This is a genomic window from Streptomyces sp. NPDC046122, from assembly GCF_056429965.1.
This window is the reverse complement of the sequence record NZ_JBWKLQ010000004.1, coordinates 510462-532231: the sequence shown is the minus strand read 5'-3', so window position 1 is coordinate 532231 and position 21770 is coordinate 510462. Positions and strand designations below refer to the sequence as shown.

Sequence of the window (21770 nt, the reverse complement as noted above, 5' to 3'; positions counted from 1 at the left end):
GCACCAGTGACGGGCAAGCCGACGCTCGCGGTCGTCGGAGCGACCGGAGCCGTCGGCGGCGTCATGCTCCAGATCCTGTCCCAGCACGCCGATGTCTGGGGCGAGATCAGACTCCTCGCGTCCCCGCGCTCGGCCGGCCGCAAGCTGGTCGTGCGCGGGGCGGAGACCGAGGTCCTGGCGCTGTCGGAGGAGACCCTCGCGGGCGTCGACGTCGCCATGTTCGACGTACCCGACGAGGTGGCCGCCCACTGGGCGCCGATCGCCGCCGGCCGGGGCGCGGTGGTGGTGGACAACTCCGCGGCCTTCCGGACGGACCCGGACGTGCCGCTGGTCGTGCCCGAGGTCAATCCGCATGCCGTACGGGTCCGCCCGCGCTCCATCGTGGCGAGCCCCAACTGCACCACCCTTTCGATGATCGTCGCGGTGGGCGCGCTGCACGCCGAGTTCGGCCTCGCCGGGCTCGTCGTCTCCTCGTACCAGGCGGTGAGCGGCGCGGGCCGGGCCGGCGTCGACACCCTGCGCACCCAGCTCTCGATGGTCGCCGGTACGGAGCTGGGCACGCACCCGGGCGACGTACGGCGGGCCGTGGGCGAGGACACCGGGCCCTTCGCCGCGCCGATCGCGCTGAACGTGGTGCCATGGGCCGGCTCGCTCGCCGACGACGGCTGGTCGTCCGAGGAGCTGACGGTGCGCGCCGAGTCGCGCAAGATCCTGGACAGGCCGCGGCTGCCCGTGTCGGTCACCTGCGTACGGGTGCCGGTGCTCACGACGCACTCGCTGGCCGTGCACGCGCGGTTCGAGAACGAGGTGTCGGTCGAGCGGGCGCACGAGATCCTGGCGACCGCGCCGGGTGTGGTGCTGTTCGACGATCCGGCGGCGGGGGAGTTCCCGACGCCGGCCGACGTGGTGGGCACGGACCCGACCTGGGTGGGGCGGGTGCGGCGGTCGCTGGACGACCCGACGGCCCTCGAACTCTTCGTGTGCGGCGACAACCTCCGCAAGGGCGCCGCGCTGAACACCACGCAGATCGCGGAGCTGGTGGCCGCCGAAATCGGGGCGGCGTGAACCGGAACACTGCGTAGAATCTGTGAACGCTCTGTGAGTACGTAGAAGTCTGTACTGCTTGAACCGGGGCGTTGTTCTGTTCGATTATTCGCTCCCCCCTTGCTGCAACCGGCAGTCAGGAGGGGAGCGTCTTTGCGGTCGCCCCGGCACAGTGTCGCGACTCATGGGGCATTTCAGGAGGGTGGGTACGCATGGGGGCGTTTGTCGCACCGTCAAAACGGCTGCCTCGCGCGTACAACCCTGTCGGGGGGATGAGTGTCCAACAGGCGTGGCAGAGGTTCTCGACATCACAGCGGTCCCGGTCCGAGGCGCGGCATTGCGCCCGCTCCGGCGTCCCCGCACGCCCGGCGGCATGCCGGTGATCGCCCCCATGCCGACAGCGCGCTCGGCGTCGCGCATACCGTCCCCGCGCGAGGGCGCTGACGACGCCATGACCGCGGGCACCACAGTTGACCACCTGACCGAGACCTACCGGGCCCATTACCGCTCCCTGCTCGGTCTGGCGGCGCTGCTGCTCGACGACACGGCCTCCTGTGAGGACGTCGTGCAGGAAGCGTTCATACGCGTGCACTCCGCGCGCAACCGCGTCCGCGACCCGCAGAAGACCCTGGCCTACCTGCGCCAGACGGTCGTCAACCTCTCCCGCTCGGCGCTCCGGCGCCGCATCCTCGGGCTGAAACTGCTCTCGAAGCCGATGCCCGACATGGCGAGCGCGGAGGAGGGGGCGTACGACCAGCTGGAGCGCGACGCGCTGATCAAAGCGATGCGCGGGCTCCAGCGGCGTCAGCGCGAGGTGCTGGTTTTGCGGTACTTCGCGGACATGACCGAGGCCCAGTGCGCCGAGACGCTGGGCATATCCCTGGGCTCGGTGAAGGCGTACGGCTCACGCGGCATCGCGGCGCTCCGCGTCGCCATGGAGGCCTCGGCATGAGCAGCAAGCAAGAGCGGCACGGGCCGGACGGGCCGTTGAACGACCTGACTGGAAAAGCGATTGTGAACGACGGGCCGAACGAGCGCGAAGACGGCATCGAGCCGGAAGCGGAGCCGACCTGCGTGGCGGACCACGAGCAGAGCGCGGAGTCGGACATCGAGCAGAGCACCGAGCGGGACACGGAGCCGGCATCCGGCGAGGCGAGTGCCGGGGAGCCGGACTCCGACGAACTGGCCACCGCGGAGCCGGAGTCGGCCGAGCCGGTCCCCGACGCGGACGCCGAGGCCGAGGCCGATGCCGATACCGACGGGAACGGGGAGTTCCCCGACTTCGGCACCGACGAGCTGGCCCTGCGCCGGATGCTGCGCGGCGCGGTCGAGGAGCTGGAGCCCTCGCAGAACGCCCTGGACCACTTGCGCAAGGCGGTCCCCGCCCGGCGCGCCAGGCGGCGCCAGGCCGTCGTCGGCATGGCGGCCGCCGCGCTCTTCGTGGGCATGGCCGTACCCGCCTTCGTCCATGTGGCCAACACCGGCAGCGCGTCCGACGCCCGGCCCTCGATAGCGGGCCACGGCCAGGACACGCACGGCGGCACCGGCTGGCAGAAGGGCAACGAGGGCGGCAAGAAGGAGGCGGAGCGGCCTTCCGACAAGTCCGCCTCGAAGACGGACAAGGAAAAGAAGAAGGACGCGAAGAAGAACCCCGGAAAGGGCTCTTCGGACAGCGGATCGGGATCCGGCTCCGGGTCCGGCGCGGGCGGTCAGGCTCCGGGCAGCGCGGCCGCGTCCCTGCCGGCGTGCGGCGCCGGCCAGCTCGGCACGGAGGTCGCCGCCGCGAACCCCGCCGACGCCGAGGGCAAGGTGTACGGGGTGTTCCGTATCGCCAACGTCTCCGGTACGTCGTGCACGATGGCCGGCGGCGGCCTGGTGAGCGTCCAGGCGTCGGGCGCGGCCGACCCGGCCCGCATCAACGTCGTCGACCACACCTCGGGAGACGCGGCGTACGGTCTGCCCGACCCGTCCCTGGAGACGACCGGCCTGGTGCTGGAGCCGGGCCAGGCGTACGAGGTGAGGTTCGCCTGGGTGCCGACGGAGACCTGCCCGACGACCGGTACGCCGCCCGACCCGTCGCCGTCCCCGGAGGACCCGGGCCCGGTGACGACCAACGGCGGTACCGGAAGCGGTGACTCCAGCGGGACCGCCGGAGCCGGTGGCGGCGACGGCGGCACGGAGCAGACCGACACGCAGCCGCAGCTCGGCACGGAGGACGGTGGCACGGCGGACGGCAGCGTCACGGTGAGCCACACGACCGCGGCGGGCGCGCCGACCGCGGTGGCCGTGGTTCCCAACGCCTGCGCGGGAACGGTCTACCGCACGGGCGTGCTCGCGGGATAACGATGCCGGACACGCGACGGGGCGGGAGCGCCGGTCTCCGGCCGCTCCCGCCCCGTCGCCGTACCCGTCAGTCGCGCACACCGCCGGCAGCGGAACCCGCACCGGCACCGGCAGCAGCACGGGCGTCGGCGTCAGTGTCAGCACCACCGGCTCCGGCGTCCGCCTCCGCCGCGCCGTCGGGCGCCTCGGGAGCGATGCCGAGGGCGAGGTCCCGCGCGGCCTCCGCCTCGCGGCGCATCAGCCGGAACCACATGAACAGCACGAAGCCGGCGAAGACGAACCACTCACCGGTGTAGCCCAGGTTCTGGAAGGCCTTGAGATCGAGGCCGCTGCCTTGCGGGGCGACCGCGGGGACGGGCCGCATGCCGGAATCACCCTCGGCGAGCGTGATCCAGGCGTCGTACACGTCGTACGGCACCAGATTGACGAGCGAGGCCGCGCTGATCATGCCGAGCTGCCCCTTGGGGAGTCCGCCGCCCGCGTGCACACCGTCGGTGCCCGGGTTCTCGGACGCCTGGAGCGCGCCGGTGACCGTGACCTCGCCCGAGGGCGCGGCCGGTGCGTCGCCCCCGGCGGGCAGCCAGCCGCGGACGACGGGCAGTGCCTTGCCGCCGTCCGTACGCAGCAGGGTCAGCACGTACGAACCGCGCTCGCCGTCGATCTCACGCCCGGGCACGACGAACTGCTCGGCGTAGCGCCCGGTCGCGGTGGCCGGACGCCCGGAGGTCTCCTTGTCGACGGGCAGCAGCTCGTCGAGGGGTACGGCGGCCTGCCGGCCGGGATCCGGCTTCTCCTCGGCGGCCTGGTGCGTCTCGACACGGTCTTCGAACCGCCCGAGCTGCCAGGACCCCATGAACACGCAGAAGGGGATGGCCAGCACGACGAAGAGGTGGATCCCCCACCAGCGGGGCGTCAGCAGGAACCGGTACACCCCCCCAAGGTACGGGCCCGCCGGCCCGTACCCCCAGCCCGGGGTCCGCGCGGCGCGCTACCCCAGGTGCCGCCCCGCGAAGTCGATCTCCAGCCGCACCTGCTTGATCCGCTCCTCCACCACCAGCGACCCGTGCCCCGCGTCGTACCGGTACACCTCGTACGCCGCCCCCCGCGCCTCCAGCCGGTCCACGTAGTTCTCGACCTGCCGGATGGGACAGCGCGGGTCGTTGACGCCCGCCGAGATGTAGACCGGGGCCCGCACCGCGTCGACGTACGTCAGGGGCGACGAGGCCGCGAAGCGGTCCGGCACCTCTTCCGGCGTACCGCCGAGCAGCGTGCGGTCCAGCGCCTTCAGCGCCTCCATCTCGTCGTGGTACGCCGTCACGTAGTCGGCGACCGGCACCGCCGCCAGTCCCACCGCCCACGCGTCCGGCTGCGTACCGAGCCCGAGCAGCGTCAGGTACCCGCCCCACGATCCGCCCGCCAGCACGAGCTTCGCCGGATCGGCGAGCCCGCTGGAGACGGCCCATTCCCGCACGGCGGCGATGTCCTCCAGCTCGATCAGCCCGACCCGGTGCTTGAGCGCGTCGGTCCACTCGCGCCCGTACCCCGTCGAGCCGCGGTAGTTGACGCGCACGACCGCGTAACCGTGGTCGACCCATGCCGCCGGGCCGGCCGCGAACGCGTCGCTGTCGTGCCAGGCCGGCCCGCCGTGGATCTCGAAGACCGTCGGGAACGGGCCCTCGCCCGTGGCCGGCCGCTGCACGAGCGCGTGCACGCGCCCGCCGGGGCCCTCCACCCAGACGTCCTCGACCGGCACCGAGGCCGGCGCCCGCATCCCCGGCGGATCGAGCACGACGCGCCCGGACGCCGAGGACCGCACCACCGGCGGCTCGGCGGCCGAGGACCAGAGGTACTCCACCGACCCGTCGGGCCGGGCCGTCGCCCCCGACACCGTCCCGGCCGGCGTCGGAACGGCCGCCAGCTGCCGCGTGGCGAAGTCGTACCGCCACAGCTCGCTGCGGGCCTCGAAACTGTGCGCGACGAGCAGCGCGGAACCGTCCGGGTACCACTCGGCCGCCACGTCGCCCGGCAGCTCGATCCCGAGCTCCGTCTCCTCGCCGGACGCCACGTCCCACACCATCGGCTCCCAGCGCCCGCGCCGCTGGTGGCGGACGAGCAGCCGCGCGTCCCCCGCCACGGGCGCGAACCCGAGCACTTCGATCCCCAGCTCGACCGCGCCGCCCCGGGTGTCGTCCAGATCGGCCACCGCCGTGCCGTCCAGCCGCACCACGCGCAGCGCCGAGTGCATGGCGTCGCCGTGCTCGGTGTGCTCGATCGCGACGAGCGTCCCGTCGTGCGACAGGTCCCCGACGTGGGCGGACTCCCGGTGCCGGTAGATCTCCACGGGCTCGGAACCCGGCCGTACGACGTGCACCGTGGAGCCGTCCTCGTCGGTCGAGCGCCCCACGACCGCCGTCCCGTCCCGCCCGAGCGCGAGCCCGCCCGGGTACGACGGCTCCAGCCCCGGCGCGGCGGGCTCGTCCTGCCCGCCCCCGAACGGCTGCCGCATCCAGACGCCGAACTCGTCGCCGTCCGTGTCGCTGAACCACCAGATCGACTCGCCGTCGGGCGTCAGCACCCCGTCGGTGGTGCCGTTCGGCCGGTCGGTCGCCTGCCGCTGCACCCCGCTCGCGCGGTCCCAGGCGTACAGCTCGTACGTCCCGGTGGCGTTGGAGACGAACAGCGCCCGGTCCGGCGCGTCCTCGGCCCAGTCGGGCAACGAGACGCGCGGCGCCCGGAAGCGCTTCTCCCAGTCGGGCATGGCCATGTCCGTCGCGGCACCACTGCTGTCAGTCATCCCCCCATTCTGCTCCGCCCCCTGTGACAACGCCCCGCCCCCTCCCCACCCTTGCCGGGGCAGGTGGGCGCACACCGCGCGCACCCGCCCCGGACGGGGTTTCCCTCAGGGGCGTGCGCCCGGCTTGTCCACGACACCCCACGCGTCGCGGACAGTGATCATCGCCGGGTTGGGATCCTCGCTCGGTACCGGCGTCGCACGCGTGCCCTTGAGCGGTCCGGCCGGTGCGGCGCGCGCGACCTCGCCCAGGTACGCGTACGTCTTCGGGTCGAAGAAGATCTCCTGCTTGCCCAGAAGGCCCGAGGCGGTCCGCTCGGCGTAGTGCACGGACACACTGATGGCCGGACGCCCCACGGGGTCCTTGACGCCCTTCTCCACCCGTGCGCCCGGGATCTTCGCGAGCGCCCGGAACAGCCCCGCCTGCGCGTTCGGCGGGATCAAGGTGGAGCGGTAGAGGACGTCGATCTCCCGCCAGTCCCGCTCCGCCGGGGTCTCGCCCTTGATCGCGCCGATGGCCCGCTCCTCGCGGATGCGCCGCAGCATGCGGTCGGGGTCGCTCGGCAGTGCGGCGAGGAAGCGGTAGAACTGGCGCTGGGAGCGGTCGTCGTACCCCTCCTTCTTCCACTTCTCCTCCTGGTTGGGCCCGTACCAGACCTGGAGCCTGTCCGGGTCGAAGCCGGAGATGTCACCGGCCGGAGGGATGCCGGGCAGGACCGCCGAGCCCGTGCCGTCCCAGCGGGTCCACTCCTCCGACGTCCGGGGCTCGCCCTGGCCGAGGGACGTGCTCTTCTCGTAGACCCACTGCTTCGGGCCGGGCTCGGTGGCGCCGAGCCTCTCCACCGTGGCGGCGGCCAGTTCGAGCGTGTCGGCCGAGGCCTGCGCGGACAGCAGGTGGGGGCCGGCGGGGGCGGCGGCCGGGGTGCCGGGCAGCGAGGCCACGACCCCGCCGGTCACGGCGAGGGCCGCGGCCGCCGCGGCGGACACCAGGACGATCCTGCGCCGGGGGAGCGGAGTACGCACCGCGGCGGGGCGGCGGCCGCCGGCCTCCTGCCGGAACGCCGCGGTGAGCCTGGCGCGTTGCGGCGCCAGCCGGTCGCCGTCGGGCAGCGGGACGTCGGAGCGCAGGGCACGTGCTTCGGACAGCTCGTTCATGCGAGGTCACCTTCGGAAACATGGGAGTCGAACGGGTCGGTGAAGGGGCTGTTCGCACCGGCGGAGGCGCGAAGCTTCCGCCGGGCCCGGTTGAGCCGGGACCGGACCGTGCCCACGGGGATGCCGAGGGCCTCGGCGATCTCCTGGTACGTGAAGTCGGCCCAGGCGAACAGCAGAAACGCGTTCCGGTCCCCCTCGGAAAGCCTGGCCAAAGCCTTGGCCAGGGACCGCGAGGCGGCCTGCGCGGTGACGCGGTCGTCGGCGGAGTCGGTCCAGGCCTCGGCCACCGGATCGCGGCCCGTCCGGGCGAGGATCTTCAGCGCCTTGACCTCCTCACGGCGGTGCCGGCTGATCAGCTTGGCCGCGATGCCGTGCAGCCAGGGCCGCACGCCGGCGCGCCCGCTGTCGTAGCGGGCCCGTATCCGAAAGGCCGTCAGGAAGGTTTCGGCGGTGATGTCGTCGGCCGCGTCGCGACCGAGTCGCCGGGCGACGTACTGGTGGATGGCGGGAGCATGGCGGTCGAAGAGCGCCGCGAAGCACTCCGGCTCACCGAGCGACGCCGCGATCAGCGCGGCATCCGCCTGAGCGGAACCGGCGCCGGACGTGCCGGCCCCCTGGGAGGGGCGGCACAGCGAATCAGTCATGGGCGGTCCGTGTGGTCAGAGGGGCGGGAACAGCATTCACCCCGTACTTGCCACCCGACCCCGATCGGGTTCACGCCCCACAGCGCCGCAGAGCGTCCACCCGCCCCCTGCGGGCCAGCCCGCGCCGCTCCCGGCCCGCACAGCCCGCGTCGCTCGACCCGCACCACGAGACCAGGGCCGGTTCCCGTAAAGGAAACCGGCCCTGACCGGGTGTTTCAGCTGTCGGGGCGGCGGGATACGGGGGGCCTGGTCGTGTCGTATCCCGTGGCGATGATCGCGCCGCACTCGCACACCAGGTTGGGCCCCCATTCACCGTCCATCCCGCAGCAGTGTCCACGGCGCATCGCGATGTCGGGATGCTCCTCCAGACCGACGCGGTCGCCGGGGTTGAGCACGATGGTGCCGCTCGGCCCGGACTCGAGCAAAAAGCCGGACGACTGATCCAGTACGTACGGCGGGCCGGACGGATTCGGATCGACCGCGAACGTTCCCGGAGGCATCCGCACGATGGGCTCAGTGGAATGCCCTCTCGCGTCCGGGGGCGACGCCTCCGGCCGGTACCACTCTTCAACCACGTCAGGGTCCGGCAGGGACCGCCCAGTGACCGTCGGCGTTACCGCACGGTGGCAGCTTCGGCACCGGAAGACCGTCACCAAGGCACCTCGCTTCTTCGATCCATCGGCGCAGGTGCCCGTCCCGGTCCGGCCTGCTGCTGTCTCAGCGCCGAACGGCCGTCTTGACAGGCTCTGCTCAGCGTCGTCGTGGCGATCACGGTACGCGACAGGTCAGCGTGCCAGCTGCGGGGACGATGCGGTCGTACGCAGGGCGGGAGAAGCGCGTACGGTGCCTGGCCGAGGCCCTCATCGGCTCCGATTCAGAGCCCACGCGAGGGTACGTTCTCGACTTCCAGCCGGCGAGCATGGGCTCGGACGGCATCTCCAGCGCGGCCCGGGGCGGTAGTCACGCAGTGGGGCACGAACAACGTCAGAGGGCAGGTACTGAATGCAGTACCTGCCCTCTGCCCTGCTCCTTGGAGCTTTGATGCCGTCGAGCACGCGCGCAGTCTCGTCGTACATGCGAACAGCTTCGGCGCCCTCGTCGGATGTCAGGGGCGGTCGCCCCTGTGGTCGACGATTCCCGTGGCCAGGAGCGCGTTCTGGAACATGAGGTCGCCCGCCTTCCAGGGCCGGTCAGGGGTGTCGTCCGCGCCCGGGAACGTCTCCTTGTAGTCCTTGACGACGATCAATCGGTCACCGAGGTACTGGTACGTGTGCGGGTCGATCAGGATCTCGCGGCGGAGCTTCTGCCCCTTCCCGTGGTGTCCGACCGCGAGGGCCTCCCGGCCCGCGAGGTCGCGTACGAGATGGTCGGTGACCGCGACGCCGGGAACCGCGGCCAGCGCGCGGTACAGCTTGGCGAGCGCCTGCGGCGGGATGGGCTGGGAATTGAACAGCACACTCAGCGCACCCACGGCCTGCTCCCCCTCGGGCGCGGGGTCGCCCTTCCCGGACGGGTAGTAGGCGCGGACCTTCTTCAGCACGGCGGCCGGATCGTCCGGCAGCTCGTCGAGGAAGCGGAGCCGTTCGCGCATGGAGCGGTCGTCGCCCTCCTTGCCGTTCTCGAAGCGCGGGTCCGCGTACCGCTTCCAGTGCTCCTGGGGCTGCGGCTCCGGCTCTGGCTGGGCGGCGCTGTTGGGCCAGAGTGCGGGACTGGCCGAGAGCTTCTTCTCGTAGACCCACTGGCCCGCGTGCGGCGTGGGCGGCGGATCAGCCCGCTCCACCGTGGACGCGGCCCGCTCCAGCACCTCCTTCACCGAACCCGGCACCGTTCGCGTCGTAGTCGGCACCGTGCGTTCCGCACCACTGTGGCCGCCCCCTCCGAGGCCGGAGGCCAGCACGGCCACCGCGGTGAGAGCGGCGGCGGCCCCTACCGCTGCGAGCCGCCAGTCGGCCCGCAGCTTGCGTCCCCGGCCATGCCCTGCGGCTCTGCTCAGCCGGTCCCGCCCCTCGGCGAGCCGTGCCCGGTCGGGATTCGGCGCCCCGGCCCGGAACTCGCGTACGTCCTTCATCTCGTCCACGTTCACGGCCGGACCACCTCCGCCACTTCGCCCAGAAACGCCGGGTCGGCACCCAGCGCGGCCCGCACCTTGCGGCGGGCCCGGTTGAGCCGGGACCGCACGGTCCCGACGGGTATGCCGAGCGCCTCGGCGACCTCCTGGTAGGTCAGGTCCGCCCAGGCCACGAGCAGCAGCACATGCCGGTCGGCGGCGGACAGCGCGGCGAGCGCGTCCGCTAGCGGGGCGCGGTCGGCGACCAGGTCCGCGGTGTCCTCGACCCAGCCGGCCGCAACGGGGTCCTGGCCGGTCCTGGCCAGCGCCCGCAGACCCCGTACTTCCTTCCGGCGCTGCTTGCCGATGAGGTGCGCGGCGATCCCGTACAGCCAGGGCCGGGCACTGGCCCGCGAGGCGTCGTAGCGTGCACGCACCCGGAACGCGGTCAGGAACGTGTCGGCCGTGACGTCGTCCGCCGCGTGGTCGCCGAGGCGCCGGGCCGCGTACCGGTGGATGTCGGGTGCGTACCGGTCGTAGAGCCGGGCGAACAGCTCGGGATGTTCCAGGGACCGCGCGATGACATGGCCGTCGCGCTCGTCGCCGGGGTCGAGCGCCGGTGGTCCGGTCACGGGTCCTCCGTCAGCGGGTGGGGGTCGAGCGTGTCACCCGTTGTTCCCCGCTGCCCCGCGAAGAGTTCACGGCCGCACAGGATTTTCTCAGGGAGCGGACGCGACCCTACGGGATCAGCCGCGCAGCATCTCCCGTGCTTACCCGGCGTACCGCGCGTATGCCATGGGGCGCCGCACAACCCGGGACGGCCCACCGTGATGCGCCGCGTTCGTCATTGGAATCGTGGGAGGGTGCCCGGCTTTGCTTCAAGACCGCTTGCTCCCGAAGCAACTTGGGTGGGGACTCTGCCTTGGACCGGCGTGTCTCTCACCTGCGCCGTGGTAGCAAAGACACCGCGAACCACCTGACGTGCAGGTTCGCCGGTGATCGCCCTGGACCGCCGGTGTTGGTGTCAGCTGCTGATGTCAGCGGAATCCCTGGGCCTCGACAGGCTCGCCGGAACCAGCCCCCACGGACTCGGGAGCCCGCACACGGCCCCATGTGCGGCCAGGCTTACCCTCCTCGGATGGACGACTCCCCTTGCTTCTGCCTTCTCTGCGCCCCGACAGAATGGGGCGGGCCCGTGTCGGAGGAACGCGACCGTCACATCGCGAAGAGTGTCGCGGACCACGGCTGGCACGTCATGGGCGTGGCCGGCGGTGATGCCCCTGGCGACTGGGCTTACTCCATAGGTCTCTGGCACACGCTGCGCAGTCCCGAGGTAAGCGTGTTCGGCCTGCCCTCACAGACCGCGATGCACGTGGCGAACGCCGCGGGGGCAGCGATCCGGGACGGAAACCCGCTTGAGCCCGACCAGCGCAGGGGAGACGTCCTCAACGGCTATGACGTGGCCGTTCGGTCCGTGCATCCCAGCTGGTACTACGACTTCTTCGGCGCCGGCATCGACTTCTACCAGACCCCGCCACTGCCGATTACGCAGCTGTTCTGGCCGGACAAGGACGGGCGGTTCCCCTGGGAAGAGGGTGCAGGCGAGCACTGCCGCAAGAGCCAGCCGCTGCTCTGGATTCCAAAAGACGAGACCAGCGGCCCGTGGACCAACGTCGGCTGAGGCCAGCGGAACAGCTTTGGGCGGAAGCAGCCATGGCGCACCTGCCCCCTGCCTGTAGGAACGACCTGGACGCCAGGGCCCGTGTCTGCTCGGCTTGCCTAGGACGACGGTAGACGGGATGGGAGCCTCCCCACGCTCACCACGACGTACCGGCACCCGCGCGCGGCGCCCCCTCCATCCCGGAGTCGGAGCGCCCCCGCCGGAGGCATCAGTCTTGGCCGGTAGCCGACCGATCAGGCCGGGCCCACCCCATCCAGCCCTTAGCCACACTGGCGCGCTTGATGAGGTAGGGAAACCTGTAACAGCTCTGGCGGAACCGGGACTCAGTCGTTCGACTGCGGCGACTGGATCGCGTCAGCGATGGCATGCATGTCCTCGGTGACCGCTTCGGCCCCGGCCTCGGTGAACGCCTGGCGCTTGGGCGGCTTGTTGGCGTACCCGATCGCTGCGGCACCGACCTTGTGGGCAGCCTGGATGTCCGTCAGCGAGTCCCCGATCAACGCGCACAAGGTGACGTCCACGTCGAGCAGCTCGGCGGCCTTGAGCAAGAAATGGGGGTTCGGCTTCATGAGCTCCGGCTGACGCTCCGCACGCCCCACCACCTCCAGTACGTGCTCGGCGAGACCATGCCGGCCGAGGAACACCCGGACGGACTCGGCCGAGTTGTTGCTCACCACGGCAATTTTCCGGCCCGCCGCGCGTACCGCTTCCAGTGCAGCGACCGCCCCCGGCGTCGGCCCTCCCGCTACCGCCACCGCCTCAACCTCAGCCGCGGTGAGCGCCTCTTCCACCCGCAACCCCAGCTCCGGGTTGGTCGCGTGCGTCAGCCGCAGCACTTCGAACGGATCGTCGGTCTCGGACAGCTTCGCGCTCAGCGCCGGGTCGGTGCTCGCCGCCAGCAGAGCCAGTTCCCTTGCGACCCCGGGCGCCGGGCGTCCCGCGAACACGTCACACAGGGGGCCGTCGAAGTCGAACAGCACGGCGATGGTGCCGGCCAGCGTCTGAGTCAGGTTGTCAGTGCCCATCGAGATCGAATTCCCTTCCGGCGGTCTCCCAGACAGTGTCGGACCATATGCGCCCCTACTGGACCTGCTGGGTGAGCGCCGCTGATCACAGCTGAGAGGAAAACGGGCTGGTCTTCTCGTCGAACGTGGGCAAGCCGCTCGCGTCCGCCGCGCCTTCCGCCAGGCGCTCAAGGAGGCCGAGGGGATCAATGCCGATGACTGGACGCCTCGGGAGCTCCGGCACAGCTTCGTGTCCCTGCTCTTCGATCACGGCGCCCCGCTGGAGGAGATCTTCCGCCCTGTCGGCCACTCAGGCGCGGTCGCGACCGAGGAGGTGTACCGGAAGCAGATCCGGCCAGTGATCCAGCCCGGCGCAGTGGTCAGGGACGGCATCTTCAAGCGCGATCCGGATCGCTAGTCACGCAGATGGACACGCAGTAACGCCAGAGGGCCCTTACCTACCCGGTAAGGGCCCTCTGACCTGCTACTTAGCTGTCGGGGTGGCGGGATTTGAACCCACGACCTCTTCGTCCCGAACGAAGCGCGCTGCCAAGCTGCGCTACACCCCGATTGTCGCGCGCGTCGCGGCGACATCGATTACTTTAGCGGACTCGCGGCCGGAGGCGAAATCCGGTTTGCGCGGCGCCCCAGGTCGGGGCGCAGGCTGGGGCGGACGCGGTCCAGCCCGACGATCGCCAGGCCCAGGGCGTAGAAGGCCAGACCGAAGAAGACCGCGTTGCCGACCACCCCCGCGTAGCCGTGCGCCTCGACGTCCAGGAAGGGGTACGGGTAGCGCACCTCCGAGCCCGGGGAGAGCAGCGCTCCGCGGGCCAGGGCGATCAGCAGGCCGGTGACCGCCGCCGCGCAGACGAGCGCACGGAAGGCGGCGGTGTACGGACGGCGGCGCGGCGGGACGACGGCGGACGCGGGGACACCCGTGGGTACTGACGCGATCATCACCCCACGGTAGGGGCGGCGCCCGCGTTTCGCGCCGCGAGGCCGCCGCGCCGCGAGGCCGCCGCGCCGCGTCAGCGGCGGCGGACGGCGGACGGCGGACGCACGCTGCGCGTCGAGGGCCGCGACCGGCGGCCAAAGGGCCGTCGCCGGGTCAGCGCCACCGCGCCACCCGGCGACGGCGGCGTACTCACCTCAGCGGTGCCCCGTCACAGCGGCGCCGCCTCCACCTCAGCGGCGTTCGACCAGCGTCAGCAGCGTCGCCTCCGGCGGGCAGGCGAAACGGACCGGGGTGTAGCGGTTGGTGCCGCAGCCCGCCGAGACGTGCAGGAACGCGCGCCGGCCGTCGGCCGTGTGCGTCGACAGGCCCTTGGCCCGGTCCTTGTCGATGTCGCAGTTCGTGACGAGCGCCCCGTAGAACGGGACGCAGAGCTGGCCGCCGTGCGTGTGGCCCGCCAGGATCAGCGGGTAGCCGTCGCTCGTGAAGGCGTCGAGCGAGCGCAGGTACGGGGCGTGGACCACGCCGATCGAGAAGTCGGCCGAGGGGTCCGGGCCACCCGCGACCTCGGCGTACCGGTCCCGCTTGATGTGCGGGTCGTCGACGCCGGTGAACGCGATCTCCATGCCGCTCAGGCCGCCCAGCTTGAGCCGGCCCCGGGTGTTGGTGAGGTTGACCCAGCCCGCCGCGTCGAAGCCGTCGCGCAGCCGCTCCCACGGGTTGTGCACCGCGCCCACGGCCGGCGGGTTGCCGTTCAGCCCGTACCTGCCCTGCGCCTTCTCCAGGAGATAACGGGCGGGGTTGCGGAGCTTCGGGCCGTAGTAGTCGTTCGAGCCGAAGACGTAGACGCCGGGGAACTCCATCAGCGGGCCGAGCGCGTCCAGCACCTCCGGCACCCCGTCCGTGTCGGAGAGGTTGTCACCCGTGTTCACGACGAAGTCGGGGCGCAGGCCGGCCAGCGACTGCAGCCAGCGCTGCTTCTTGCGCTGCCCGGACACCATGTGGATGTCCGAGACCTGGAGTACGCGCAGCGGGCGCGCCCCCGGTGGCAGCACGGGCACGGTCACCCGCCGGAGCCGGAACGACCGGGCTTCGAAGCCGGCGGCGTAGGCGACGCCGGCCGCGCCGACGGCCGCGATTCCCGCGGTGACTTTCAGGGGTACCCCGTAACGTGCGCGCATGCGCCCATCGTCGCAGACAGCGCCCGCGCACGTAATCGGCAGGCGTCAGTGGGTGCGTACCTGCCACACTTGCCCCATGACCACGCTCAAGTCCAGGCTCCAGGAAGACCTCACCACCGCCATCAGGGCGCGTGACGAGCTCACCTCGTCCACGCTCCGGCTGACCCTCACCGCGATCACCAAGGAGGAGGTCGGCGGCAAGACGGCGCGCGAGCTCTCCGACGACGAGGTGCAGAAGGTGATCGCCAAGGAGGCGAAGAAGCGCCGCGAGGCGGCCGAGGCCTTCACCCAGGGGGGCCGGACCGAGTCGGCCGAGCGGGAGAAGGCGGAGGGCGCGATCCTCGACGCGTACCTGCCGCAGCAGCTGAGCGACGACGAGCTGAACGCCATCGTCGGGCAGGCCGTCGAAGAGGCGAAGGCCGCGGGCGCCGAGGGGCCGCGCGCGATGGGCGCCGTCATGAAGATCGTGAACCCGAAGGTCGCGGGCCGCGCCGAGGGCGGCCGCGTCGCCGCCGCGGTGAAGCGGCTCCTGGCGGGCTGAGCACCGGCACGGCGGAACGTACGACGAAGGGGCGCCCGGTGGATTTCCCACCGGGCGCCCCTTCGCTGTCGTCCGTGGCGCCAGGGCCACGCGCCCTACGGCCCGTTCCCCCCGCGGCCGCCGCCGTTGCCGTGGCCGCCGCCGATGAAGTCCGGCGGGAAGGAGATGTCCGGGAAGGGACTGCCGCCGTCGCCGCCGCCGTCGCCCGGCTTGCCGTCGTCGTTGCCGCCGCCCTCGTCGCCGTCCTCGTCGCCCCGGTCGCGGTCGCGGTCGCCCTTGTCCTTGTCCTTGTCCTTGTCGGGCTCCGGGATGTGGACGGTGTTGAAGCCCGGCGCCGGCTTGCCCTCCAGCGCGCCGCTCATCGCGTCCTTCCAGATCGGTCCCGGGACCTGACCGCCGAAGACCTTGTCGTGGTAGACGCCACCGATGGTGATGTTCACCATCGGGATCTGCTTGGCGCCGGCCGCGCCGACCCACACCGCGCCCGCCATGTTCGGCGTGTAGCCGACGAACCAGGCGTTGTGCCGCCCGTCCGTCGTACCCGTCTTACCCGCGTTGTCCCGGCTGGTGAGCCCCGCCTGCTGGCCCGTACCCGAGTCGACCACGCCCTTGAGCAGGGTGTTGATCGTGTCGGCGGTCTTGTCCGACATCGCCCGCGAGCAGGTCGACTTGGGCACCGGCAGGCTCTTGCCCTGCGCGGTCGTGACCGACTCGATGAAGACCGGCGTGCAGTACGTGCCGCGGTTGGCGAACGTCGCGTACGCGTTCGCCATCGTCAGCGGCGACATGCCCTCCGTGCCCAGCGAGATCGCGGGCACTTCCTTCAGCTTCTGGCCGTCGGCCTGGATGACGCCGAGCTTGCCGGCCATCCGGGTCACCGGGCAGATGCCGATGTCGGAGATCATCTGCACGAAGTAGGTGTTGACCGACTTCGCCATGGCCTCCTTCATGGCGTACGGCCCGACCTCCTGCTCGTTCTCGTTCTCGACCGTGTCCCCGGTGTTGACCCACGGCTTGTCGCAGGTCTGCACGGGGCTGGGGTACGGCATGTCGTACGGCGCCGAGTAGGTCTTCGTCGCCGGAATGCCCTGCTCTATGGCCGCGGCGGCCACGAACGGCTTGAAGGTCGAGCCGGTCGGGAAGCCGTACGCCGATCCGCCCATGTTCTTGTTGGCGGAGAAGTTGATCGTCGTCTCGTCGCTCTTGAAGCCGTACGGCCTGGACTGGCCCATCGCGAGGACCTTGCCCGTACCCGGCTCGACGAGGGTGACCGCCGTGGCGACCTTGTCGGACTGGTAGACGTGGTCTTTGATCGACGCCTGCACCGACCCCTGCGCCTGCGGGTCGAGCGTCGTACGGATCTTCAGGCCGCCCTGGTTCCAGACCTTCGCCCGGTCCTCCTTCGTCTTCCCGAAGACCGGGTCGGACAGGAAGACCTCGCGCACGTAGTCGCAGAAGAAGCCGGCGCCGGTGACGGCCGTGATGCAGCCGTTCTTCGGCCGGCTGACGTTCAGCTTGATCGGTGTGGCCTTCGCGCGGTCGGCCTCCGCCTGCGACACGTCGCGGACGTCGGCCATGCGCTGGAGCACGATGTTGCGCCGCTTGGTCGCCTCTTCGGCGTCGTTGACCGGGTCGTACCGGCTCGGCGACTGCACGATGCCGGCCAGCAGCGCGGCCTCCTCCAGCTTCAGGTCCTTGGCGGACTTGCTGAAGTAGCGCTTGGACGCGGACTCGACGCCGTACGCCTGCTGCCCGAAGAAGGTGATGTTGAGGTAGTTCTCGAGGATCTTCTTCTTGCCCAGCTCTTCCTCGACCTGGATGGCGTACTTGAGCTCGCGCACCTTGCGGCCGAGCGTCTGCTGGGTGGCCTGGGCGACCTTCGTGGGGTCGTCGCCGGCCTCCTCGACGAAGACGTTCTTGACGTACTGCTGCGTGAGGGTCGACGCGCCCTGCGACACGCCGCCCGACTGGGCGTTGCGGTTGGCCGCGCGCAGGATGCCCTTGAGGTCGATCGCCCCGTGGTCGTAGAAGCGCGCGTCCTCGATCGCGACGATCGCCTTCTGCATGTACGGGGAGATGTCCTTCAGATCCACCACGGTGCGGTCGCGCGAGTAGACCGTGGCGATCGGCTCGCTCCGCGCGTCGAGGATGGTGGTGCGCTGACTCAGCGGCGGCGTCTTGAGGTTCGCGGGGATCTCGTCGAATCCCTCGACCGTTCCCTTGGCCGCGAGCCCCAGCGCTCCTGCCGCCGGCAGCGCGATGCCCGCCAGTACCGCTCCGGAGAGCGCGGAGACACCGAGGAATTTGGCGGCCTGCTGGGTCCTGGTGAGACCCCCGCCCGAGCGCTTCTTTGGCATAGGGGCAGCCTAATCCGTTGCCAGCGGCGTTCCGCAGGAGCGGGGTCTCCTCGGAGCGTTCGCGTACCAGACCGTGACATCCGGGTGCGGCCGCATGGAGTCCGGCCCGGTCCCCGCCGTGACCACCCGCCCCGGACCGGACGCCCGCGAGCGGCGCCGCGGCTCCACGAACGAGCCGGCCCCGGGCCCCTGAACCCGACGGCACGGCGACGTGGGGCGGCGACGTTCTCATTCGCCGGACACACCCATATGCCTTGGCCTAAGCTGCTCTCAACTGTCACAGCAGTGCGGTTGCGCATCAAGCCCCCTGACACCGCCGGCGTCACATCCCCCGTTCCGCACATCTGGCAGAGGCATGTCCGAATACGCCTCATGCGTCACTGGGTTTCCGTTGTGCACGTGCCGGACTGCCCCGCATCGCCGGGTTGGTCGCGTATGCCCCCGCATCACTCCGTCGGGTGATCTGTCGCTTACGCATAGTCCGTTCGGGCCATTCAAGATTGGGCCCGAAGGGGGTGTTGCGCTGTGTCCACCTTCCGTAACGTCCTCAACTGGCAGCGGTGAATATGCCGCTGCCGCCGTGGGGGAGCCTCGATTCGGGAGAGGACGGCGCCGGTATGGGCTGGGTAACCGACTGGAGTGCGCAGGCAGCCTGCCGCACTACCGATCCGGATGAACTGTTCGTACAAGGAGCAGCGCAGAACAGGGCCAAGGCGGTGTGCACCGGATGTCCGGTGCGGACCGAGTGCCTGGCCGACGCGCTGGACAACCGCGTCGAGTTCGGCGTGTGGGGCGGCATGACGGAGCGGGAGAGGCGCGCGCTGTTGCGCAGGCGCCCCACCGTGACCTCGTGGCGCCGGCTCCTCGAGACCGCCCGTACCGAGTACGAGCGGAGCACGGGCATGCTGCCCGAGGACGACGAGAGCGGGGCCTTCGTCGAGTACGCCGCTGTCGGCTAGCCCACGGGCTGGTCCGACCGGGCGCACGTGTCAGGCTCGACGGCCTCACGGGCGGCGAGCCGGTCAGCGATGGCCCGAAGCCCTGCGAGGTCGTGCACATCGCCCGGCAGGGCGGCTACTTCGGCCACCGCCACCTCGGGGTGGAGCGCGGTGAAGCGGTCGCGCGTTCGCTGTTCACGCGCGAGTACGTGCATGCGTTCGGCGTGCAGGCGCAGCAGACCCGCGGTCAACTGCTCGACGGTGTGGGTGTCGCTCGCGGTCTCCGAGCCGCCTCGGCTCTCGGAGATCTCGTCCGGGGTCTCGTCCGGTGTGGATTCGGCTGCGGGAGAGGTGGCCGAGGAGTCACGAACTCCAGCATTCCCGGCCGCCTGATCCACAATGCCGTCGTCGTCAAGATTTTCTGCGGCAGCAAGTGCCCGCTCGGCCGAGAGCTGAGGGGCGCCGCTGCCGTGGACCCGGTTGAGCACGAGCCCGGCGAACGGCATCTCCTCCGCCGCCAGCCGCTCGACGAAGTACGCGGCCTCGCGCAGGGCGTCCCGCTCCGGTGCGGCGACCACCAGGAACGCCGTACCGGGTGCCTGGAGCAGCCGGTACGTCGCGTCCGCGCGGGTCCGGAAGCCGCCGAACATGGTGTCCATCGCCGCCACGAACGTCTGGACGTCGCGCAGCAGCTGGCCCCCCATCAGCTTGCTCAGCGTGCCCGTCATCATCGACATGCCGACGTTCAGGAACTTCATCCCGGCCCGGCCGCCGACCTTCGCGGGCGCCATCAGGACCCGGATGAACTTGCCGTCCAGGAACGAACCGAGCCGCTTCGGCGCGTCGAGGAAGTCCAGCGCGGACCGGCTCGGCGGTGTGTCGACGACGATCAGGTCCCACTCGTCGGCGGCCCGCAGCTGGCCCAGCTTCTCCATCGCCATGTACTCCTGCGTGCCCGCGAAGCCGGCCGACAGGGACTGGTAGAAGGGGTTGTCCAAAATCGCGCGGGCCCGCTCGGCGTCCGCGTGCGCCTCGACGATCTCGTCGAAGGTCCGCTTCATGTCGAGCATCATCGCGGACAGCTCGCCGCCGGCCGTCTCGTCTATGCCCTTCACGCGGCGCGGGGTGTTGTCGAGTTCGTCGATGCCCATGGACTGCGCCAGCCGGCGGGCCGGGTCGATGGTGAGGACGACGACCTTGCGGCCGCGCTCGGCCGCGCGGACGCCCAGCGCCGCCGCGGTGGTCGTCTTGCCGACACCGCCCGCGCCGCAGCACACGATGATGCGGGTCGCCGGGTCGTCGATGAGCGGGTCGATGTCGAGGGTGGGTGTCGCGTCCAACGCCTGCGTGCTGCTGTCCGTGCCACTCACGGTCATGTGGTTCCCCCAGGAACGAGACGGGTCCGCAGTTCCTTCGCCAGCCGGTAGAGCCCGGCGAGGTCCATGCCCTCGCCGAGCAGCGGCAGTTCGTACGTCGCGAGGTCCAGCCGGGCGAGCACGGCGCGCTGCTCGCGCTCCAGCTCGACGCGCTGCGCGTGCTCCGCGGCCTGTTCGAGGAGCGGATCCACGAGGCGCTCGGCGAGGCCGCCGCGGCGCGCGCCGCCCAGGCCGGCCTGCGAGAGGGCCCTGGCGACGGCGGTGCGCCGCTCGCCGGCGGCGGTGCGCAGGGCGTCCTCGTCGAGCAGGTGCGGACGGACCATGTTCACGATGACGTTGCCGACGGGCAGCTCGGCGGCGCGCAGCTCGTCGATGCCGTCGGCGGTCTCCTGGACGGGCATCTCCTCCAGCAGCGTCACCAAGTGGACCGCCGTCTCGGGTGATTTGAGCACGCGCATGACGGCCTGGGCCTGGTTGTGTATCGGGCCGAACCTGGCCAGCCCCGCCACCTCGTCGTTCACGTTCAGGAAGCGCGTGATGCGGCCGGTGGGCGGCGCGTCCATCACCACGTAGTCGTACGCGTAACGGTTCTGCTTGTCCCGGCGGCGCACCGCCTCGCACGCCTTGCCGGTCAGCAGGACGTCTCTGAGACCCGGGGCGATGGTGGTCGCGAAGTCGATCGCGCCGAGCTTCTTCAGCGCCCGGCCGGCCCCTCCGAGCTTGTAGAACATCTGGAGGTAGTCGAGAAGGGCGCGTTCGGCGTCTATCGCGAGGGCGTACACCTCCCCGCCGCCCGGTGCGACAGCGATCTTGCGCTCTTCGTACGGAAGCGCTTCCGTCTCGAAGATCTGCGCGATGCCCTGCCTGCCCTCGACCTCCACGAGGAGGGCGCGTTTGCCCTCCGTCGCGAGGGCGAGCGCGAGTGCCGCGGCCACCGTGGTCTTTCCGGTACCGCCCTTGCCACTGACGACCTGGAGCCTGCTCACGTCTTTGAGCCTAACCAGTCGACGCCCGGGCTACGCAGGAGGTGTCTGTGGCAGGCACTACAGTCGCCGTATGACCAAGTGGGAATACTCGACCGTGCCCCTTCTCGTGCACGCGACCAAGCAGATTCTGGACACCTGGGGCGAGGACGGCTGGGAGCTCGTCCAGGTCGTGCCCGGGCCGAACAACCCCGAGCAGTTGGTGGCCTACCTGAAGCGGGAGAAGCAGGCATGACCGGTGTGGTCGAGGCGAAGCTCGCCGAGCTCGGCCTGACGCTTCCGGAGGTCGTTCCTCCGCTCGCCGCGTACCAGCCGGCCGTGCAGTCGGGCGTGTACGTCTACACCTCGGGCCAGCTCCCGATGGTGGAGGGCAAGCTTCCGTGCACCGGCAAGGTCGGTGCGGAGGTCACGCCGGAAGAGGCGAAGAACCTGGCCCGTACGTGCGCGCTGAACGCCCTGGCGGCCGTCAAGTCGGTCGCCGGTGACCTGGACCGTGTCGCGCGTGTCGTGAAGGTCGTCGGTTTCGTCGCCTCCGCCGCGGACTTCACGGGCCAGCCGGCCGTGATCAACGGCGCGAGCGAGCTGCTGGGCGCCGTACTCGGTGACAAGGGCGTGCACGCGCGCAGCGCGGTGGGCGTCACGGTGCTGCCGCTCGACGCGCCGGTCGAGGTCGAGATCCAGGTCGAGCTGACCTCCGCCTGAGGGCGGGGGCGCCGCCCCGGCCCTTCCGGCC

Annotated in this window: 21 protein-coding genes, 1 tRNA gene and 1 pseudogene; 9 read left to right on the top strand and 14 right to left on the bottom strand. The window is 71.2% G+C overall.

The window, feature by feature from the left end; genetic code table 11:
- The first annotated feature begins 6 nt into the window (after nucleotides 1-6).
- The 3 genes from AC07FK_RS15590 (at nucleotide 7) to AC07FK_RS15580 (ending at nucleotide 3387) form a co-directional block, all read left to right on the top strand.
- Nucleotides 7-1065 carry an aspartate-semialdehyde dehydrogenase gene (locus tag AC07FK_RS15590; protein WP_479105396.1) on the top strand — a complete coding sequence of 353 codons (1059 nt, stop codon included), beginning with the start codon at nucleotides 7-9 and terminating at the stop codon, nucleotides 1063-1065.
- Nucleotides 1066-1333: 268 nt separating this feature from the next.
- The gene (locus tag AC07FK_RS15585; protein WP_479105395.1) at nucleotides 1334-1996 is read left to right on the top strand and encodes a SigE family RNA polymerase sigma factor; all 663 of its coding nucleotides are present in this window, start codon (nucleotides 1334-1336) and stop codon (nucleotides 1994-1996) included.
- Nucleotides 1993-3387 carry a hypothetical protein gene (locus AC07FK_RS15580; RefSeq protein ID WP_479105394.1) on the top strand — a complete coding sequence of 465 codons (1395 nt, stop codon included), beginning with the start codon at nucleotides 1993-1995 and terminating at the stop codon, nucleotides 3385-3387. Before AC07FK_RS15585 ends, AC07FK_RS15580 begins: the two co-directional genes overlap by 4 nt.
- 67 nt (nucleotides 3388-3454) lie before the next feature.
- On the opposite strand, the gene AC07FK_RS15575 is transcribed toward AC07FK_RS15580, so the two are convergent.
- The 7 genes from AC07FK_RS15575 to AC07FK_RS15545 all read right to left on the bottom strand — a co-directional run bounded on the left by AC07FK_RS15575 (nucleotide 3455) and on the right by AC07FK_RS15545 (nucleotide 10656).
- Nucleotides 3455-4318, bottom strand: coding sequence for an SURF1 family protein (locus tag AC07FK_RS15575; protein WP_479105393.1), 864 nt, complete (start codon nucleotides 4316-4318; stop codon nucleotides 3455-3457).
- Between the two features lie 57 nt (nucleotides 4319-4375).
- Complete coding sequence (locus AC07FK_RS15570; protein ID WP_479105392.1) at nucleotides 4376-6181, bottom strand: S9 family peptidase; 1806 nt, start codon at nucleotides 6179-6181, stop codon at nucleotides 4376-4378.
- Nucleotides 6182-6286: 105 nt separating this feature from the next.
- Nucleotides 6287-7333 carry a CU044_5270 family protein gene (locus AC07FK_RS15565; RefSeq protein WP_479105391.1) on the bottom strand — a complete coding sequence of 349 codons (1047 nt, stop codon included), beginning with the start codon at nucleotides 7331-7333 and terminating at the stop codon, nucleotides 6287-6289.
- Entirely contained in the window at nucleotides 7330-7977 is a 648-nt protein-coding gene (locus tag AC07FK_RS15560; protein ID WP_479105390.1) for an RNA polymerase sigma factor, read from the bottom strand. Before AC07FK_RS15560 ends, AC07FK_RS15565 begins: the two co-directional genes overlap by 4 nt.
- A gap of 215 nt (nucleotides 7978-8192) precedes the next feature.
- Entirely contained in the window at nucleotides 8193-8477 is a 285-nt protein-coding gene (locus AC07FK_RS15555; RefSeq protein WP_479105389.1) for a hypothetical protein, read from the bottom strand.
- Between the two features lie 605 nt (nucleotides 8478-9082).
- Entirely contained in the window at nucleotides 9083-10060 is a 978-nt protein-coding gene (locus AC07FK_RS15550; protein ID WP_479105388.1) for a CU044_5270 family protein, read from the bottom strand.
- Nucleotides 10057-10656: an RNA polymerase sigma factor gene (locus AC07FK_RS15545; RefSeq protein ID WP_479105387.1), complete on the bottom strand. Its 600-nt coding sequence runs from the start codon at nucleotides 10654-10656 to the stop codon at nucleotides 10057-10059. Before AC07FK_RS15545 ends, AC07FK_RS15550 begins: the two co-directional genes overlap by 4 nt.
- A gap of 506 nt (nucleotides 10657-11162) precedes the next feature.
- On the opposite strand from AC07FK_RS15545, the gene AC07FK_RS15540 reads away from it, so the two are divergent.
- Complete coding sequence (locus tag AC07FK_RS15540) at nucleotides 11163-11705, top strand: DUF4262 domain-containing protein (RefSeq protein WP_479105386.1); 543 nt, start codon at nucleotides 11163-11165, stop codon at nucleotides 11703-11705.
- A 323-nt stretch (nucleotides 11706-12028) separates the two neighbouring features.
- Here the strand turns inward: AC07FK_RS15540 and AC07FK_RS15535 are convergent, their stop codons facing one another.
- Nucleotides 12029-12730, bottom strand: coding sequence for an HAD family hydrolase (locus AC07FK_RS15535; protein ID WP_479105385.1), 702 nt, complete (start codon nucleotides 12728-12730; stop codon nucleotides 12029-12031).
- 95 nt (nucleotides 12731-12825) lie between these two features.
- On the opposite strand from AC07FK_RS15535, the pseudogene AC07FK_RS15530 reads away from it, so the two are divergent.
- Nucleotides 12826-13127: pseudogene (locus AC07FK_RS15530) on the top strand (tyrosine-type recombinase/integrase); the annotation flags it as partial.
- Nucleotides 13128-13204: 77 nt separating this feature from the next.
- Here the strand turns inward: AC07FK_RS15530 and AC07FK_RS15525 are convergent.
- The 3 genes from AC07FK_RS15525 to AC07FK_RS15515 form a co-directional block, all read right to left on the bottom strand.
- Nucleotides 13205-13278: transfer RNA gene (locus tag AC07FK_RS15525), tRNA-Pro, on the bottom strand.
- A gap of 28 nt (nucleotides 13279-13306) precedes the next feature.
- A complete protein-coding gene (locus AC07FK_RS15520; RefSeq protein ID WP_479105384.1) occupies nucleotides 13307-13666 on the bottom strand; it encodes a Pr6Pr family membrane protein in 360 nt (119 codons plus the stop codon).
- Nucleotides 13667-13894: 228 nt separating this feature from the next.
- Nucleotides 13895-14842 (bottom strand): metallophosphoesterase, encoded by a 948-nt coding sequence (locus AC07FK_RS15515; protein ID WP_479105383.1) that lies wholly within the window; start codon nucleotides 14840-14842, stop codon nucleotides 13895-13897.
- Nucleotides 14843-14918: 76 nt separating this feature from the next.
- On the opposite strand from AC07FK_RS15515, the gene AC07FK_RS15510 reads away from it, so the two are divergent.
- On the top strand, nucleotides 14919-15383 hold the full coding sequence (locus tag AC07FK_RS15510) for a GatB/YqeY domain-containing protein (RefSeq protein ID WP_479105382.1): 465 nt from the start codon (nucleotides 14919-14921) through the stop codon (nucleotides 15381-15383).
- A 95-nt stretch (nucleotides 15384-15478) separates the two neighbouring features.
- Here AC07FK_RS15510 and AC07FK_RS15505 read toward each other — a convergent pair whose 3' ends face one another.
- Nucleotides 15479-17740 carry a transglycosylase domain-containing protein gene (locus AC07FK_RS15505; protein ID WP_479105381.1) on the bottom strand — a complete coding sequence of 754 codons (2262 nt, stop codon included), beginning with the start codon at nucleotides 17738-17740 and terminating at the stop codon, nucleotides 15479-15481.
- Between the two features lie 617 nt (nucleotides 17741-18357).
- On the opposite strand from AC07FK_RS15505, the gene AC07FK_RS15500 reads away from it, so the two are divergent.
- Nucleotides 18358-18699 carry a WhiB family transcriptional regulator gene (locus AC07FK_RS15500; RefSeq protein WP_479105380.1) on the top strand — a complete coding sequence of 114 codons (342 nt, stop codon included), beginning with the start codon at nucleotides 18358-18360 and terminating at the stop codon, nucleotides 18697-18699.
- On the opposite strand, the gene bagB is transcribed toward AC07FK_RS15500, so the two are convergent.
- Nucleotides 18696-20054, bottom strand: a complete 1359-nt coding sequence (bagB, locus tag AC07FK_RS15495) for an ATPase BagB (RefSeq protein WP_479105379.1) — start codon at nucleotides 20052-20054, stop codon at nucleotides 18696-18698. The genes AC07FK_RS15500 and bagB overlap by 4 nt on opposite strands.
- A complete protein-coding gene (gene bagA / locus AC07FK_RS15490; protein WP_479105378.1) occupies nucleotides 20051-21040 on the bottom strand; it encodes an ATPase BagA in 990 nt (329 codons plus the stop codon). The genes bagB and bagA overlap by 4 nt, the downstream gene beginning before the upstream one ends.
- Nucleotides 21041-21110: 70 nt before the next feature.
- On the opposite strand from bagA, the gene AC07FK_RS15485 reads away from it, so the two are divergent.
- Nucleotides 21111-21272: a Sp36 family protein gene (locus AC07FK_RS15485; protein ID WP_019355547.1), complete on the top strand. Its 162-nt coding sequence runs from the start codon at nucleotides 21111-21113 to the stop codon at nucleotides 21270-21272.
- A complete protein-coding gene (locus tag AC07FK_RS15480) occupies nucleotides 21269-21739 on the top strand; it encodes a RidA family protein (protein WP_479105377.1) in 471 nt (156 codons plus the stop codon). Before AC07FK_RS15485 ends, AC07FK_RS15480 begins: the two co-directional genes overlap by 4 nt.
- Nucleotides 21740-21770 lie beyond the last annotated feature (31 nt).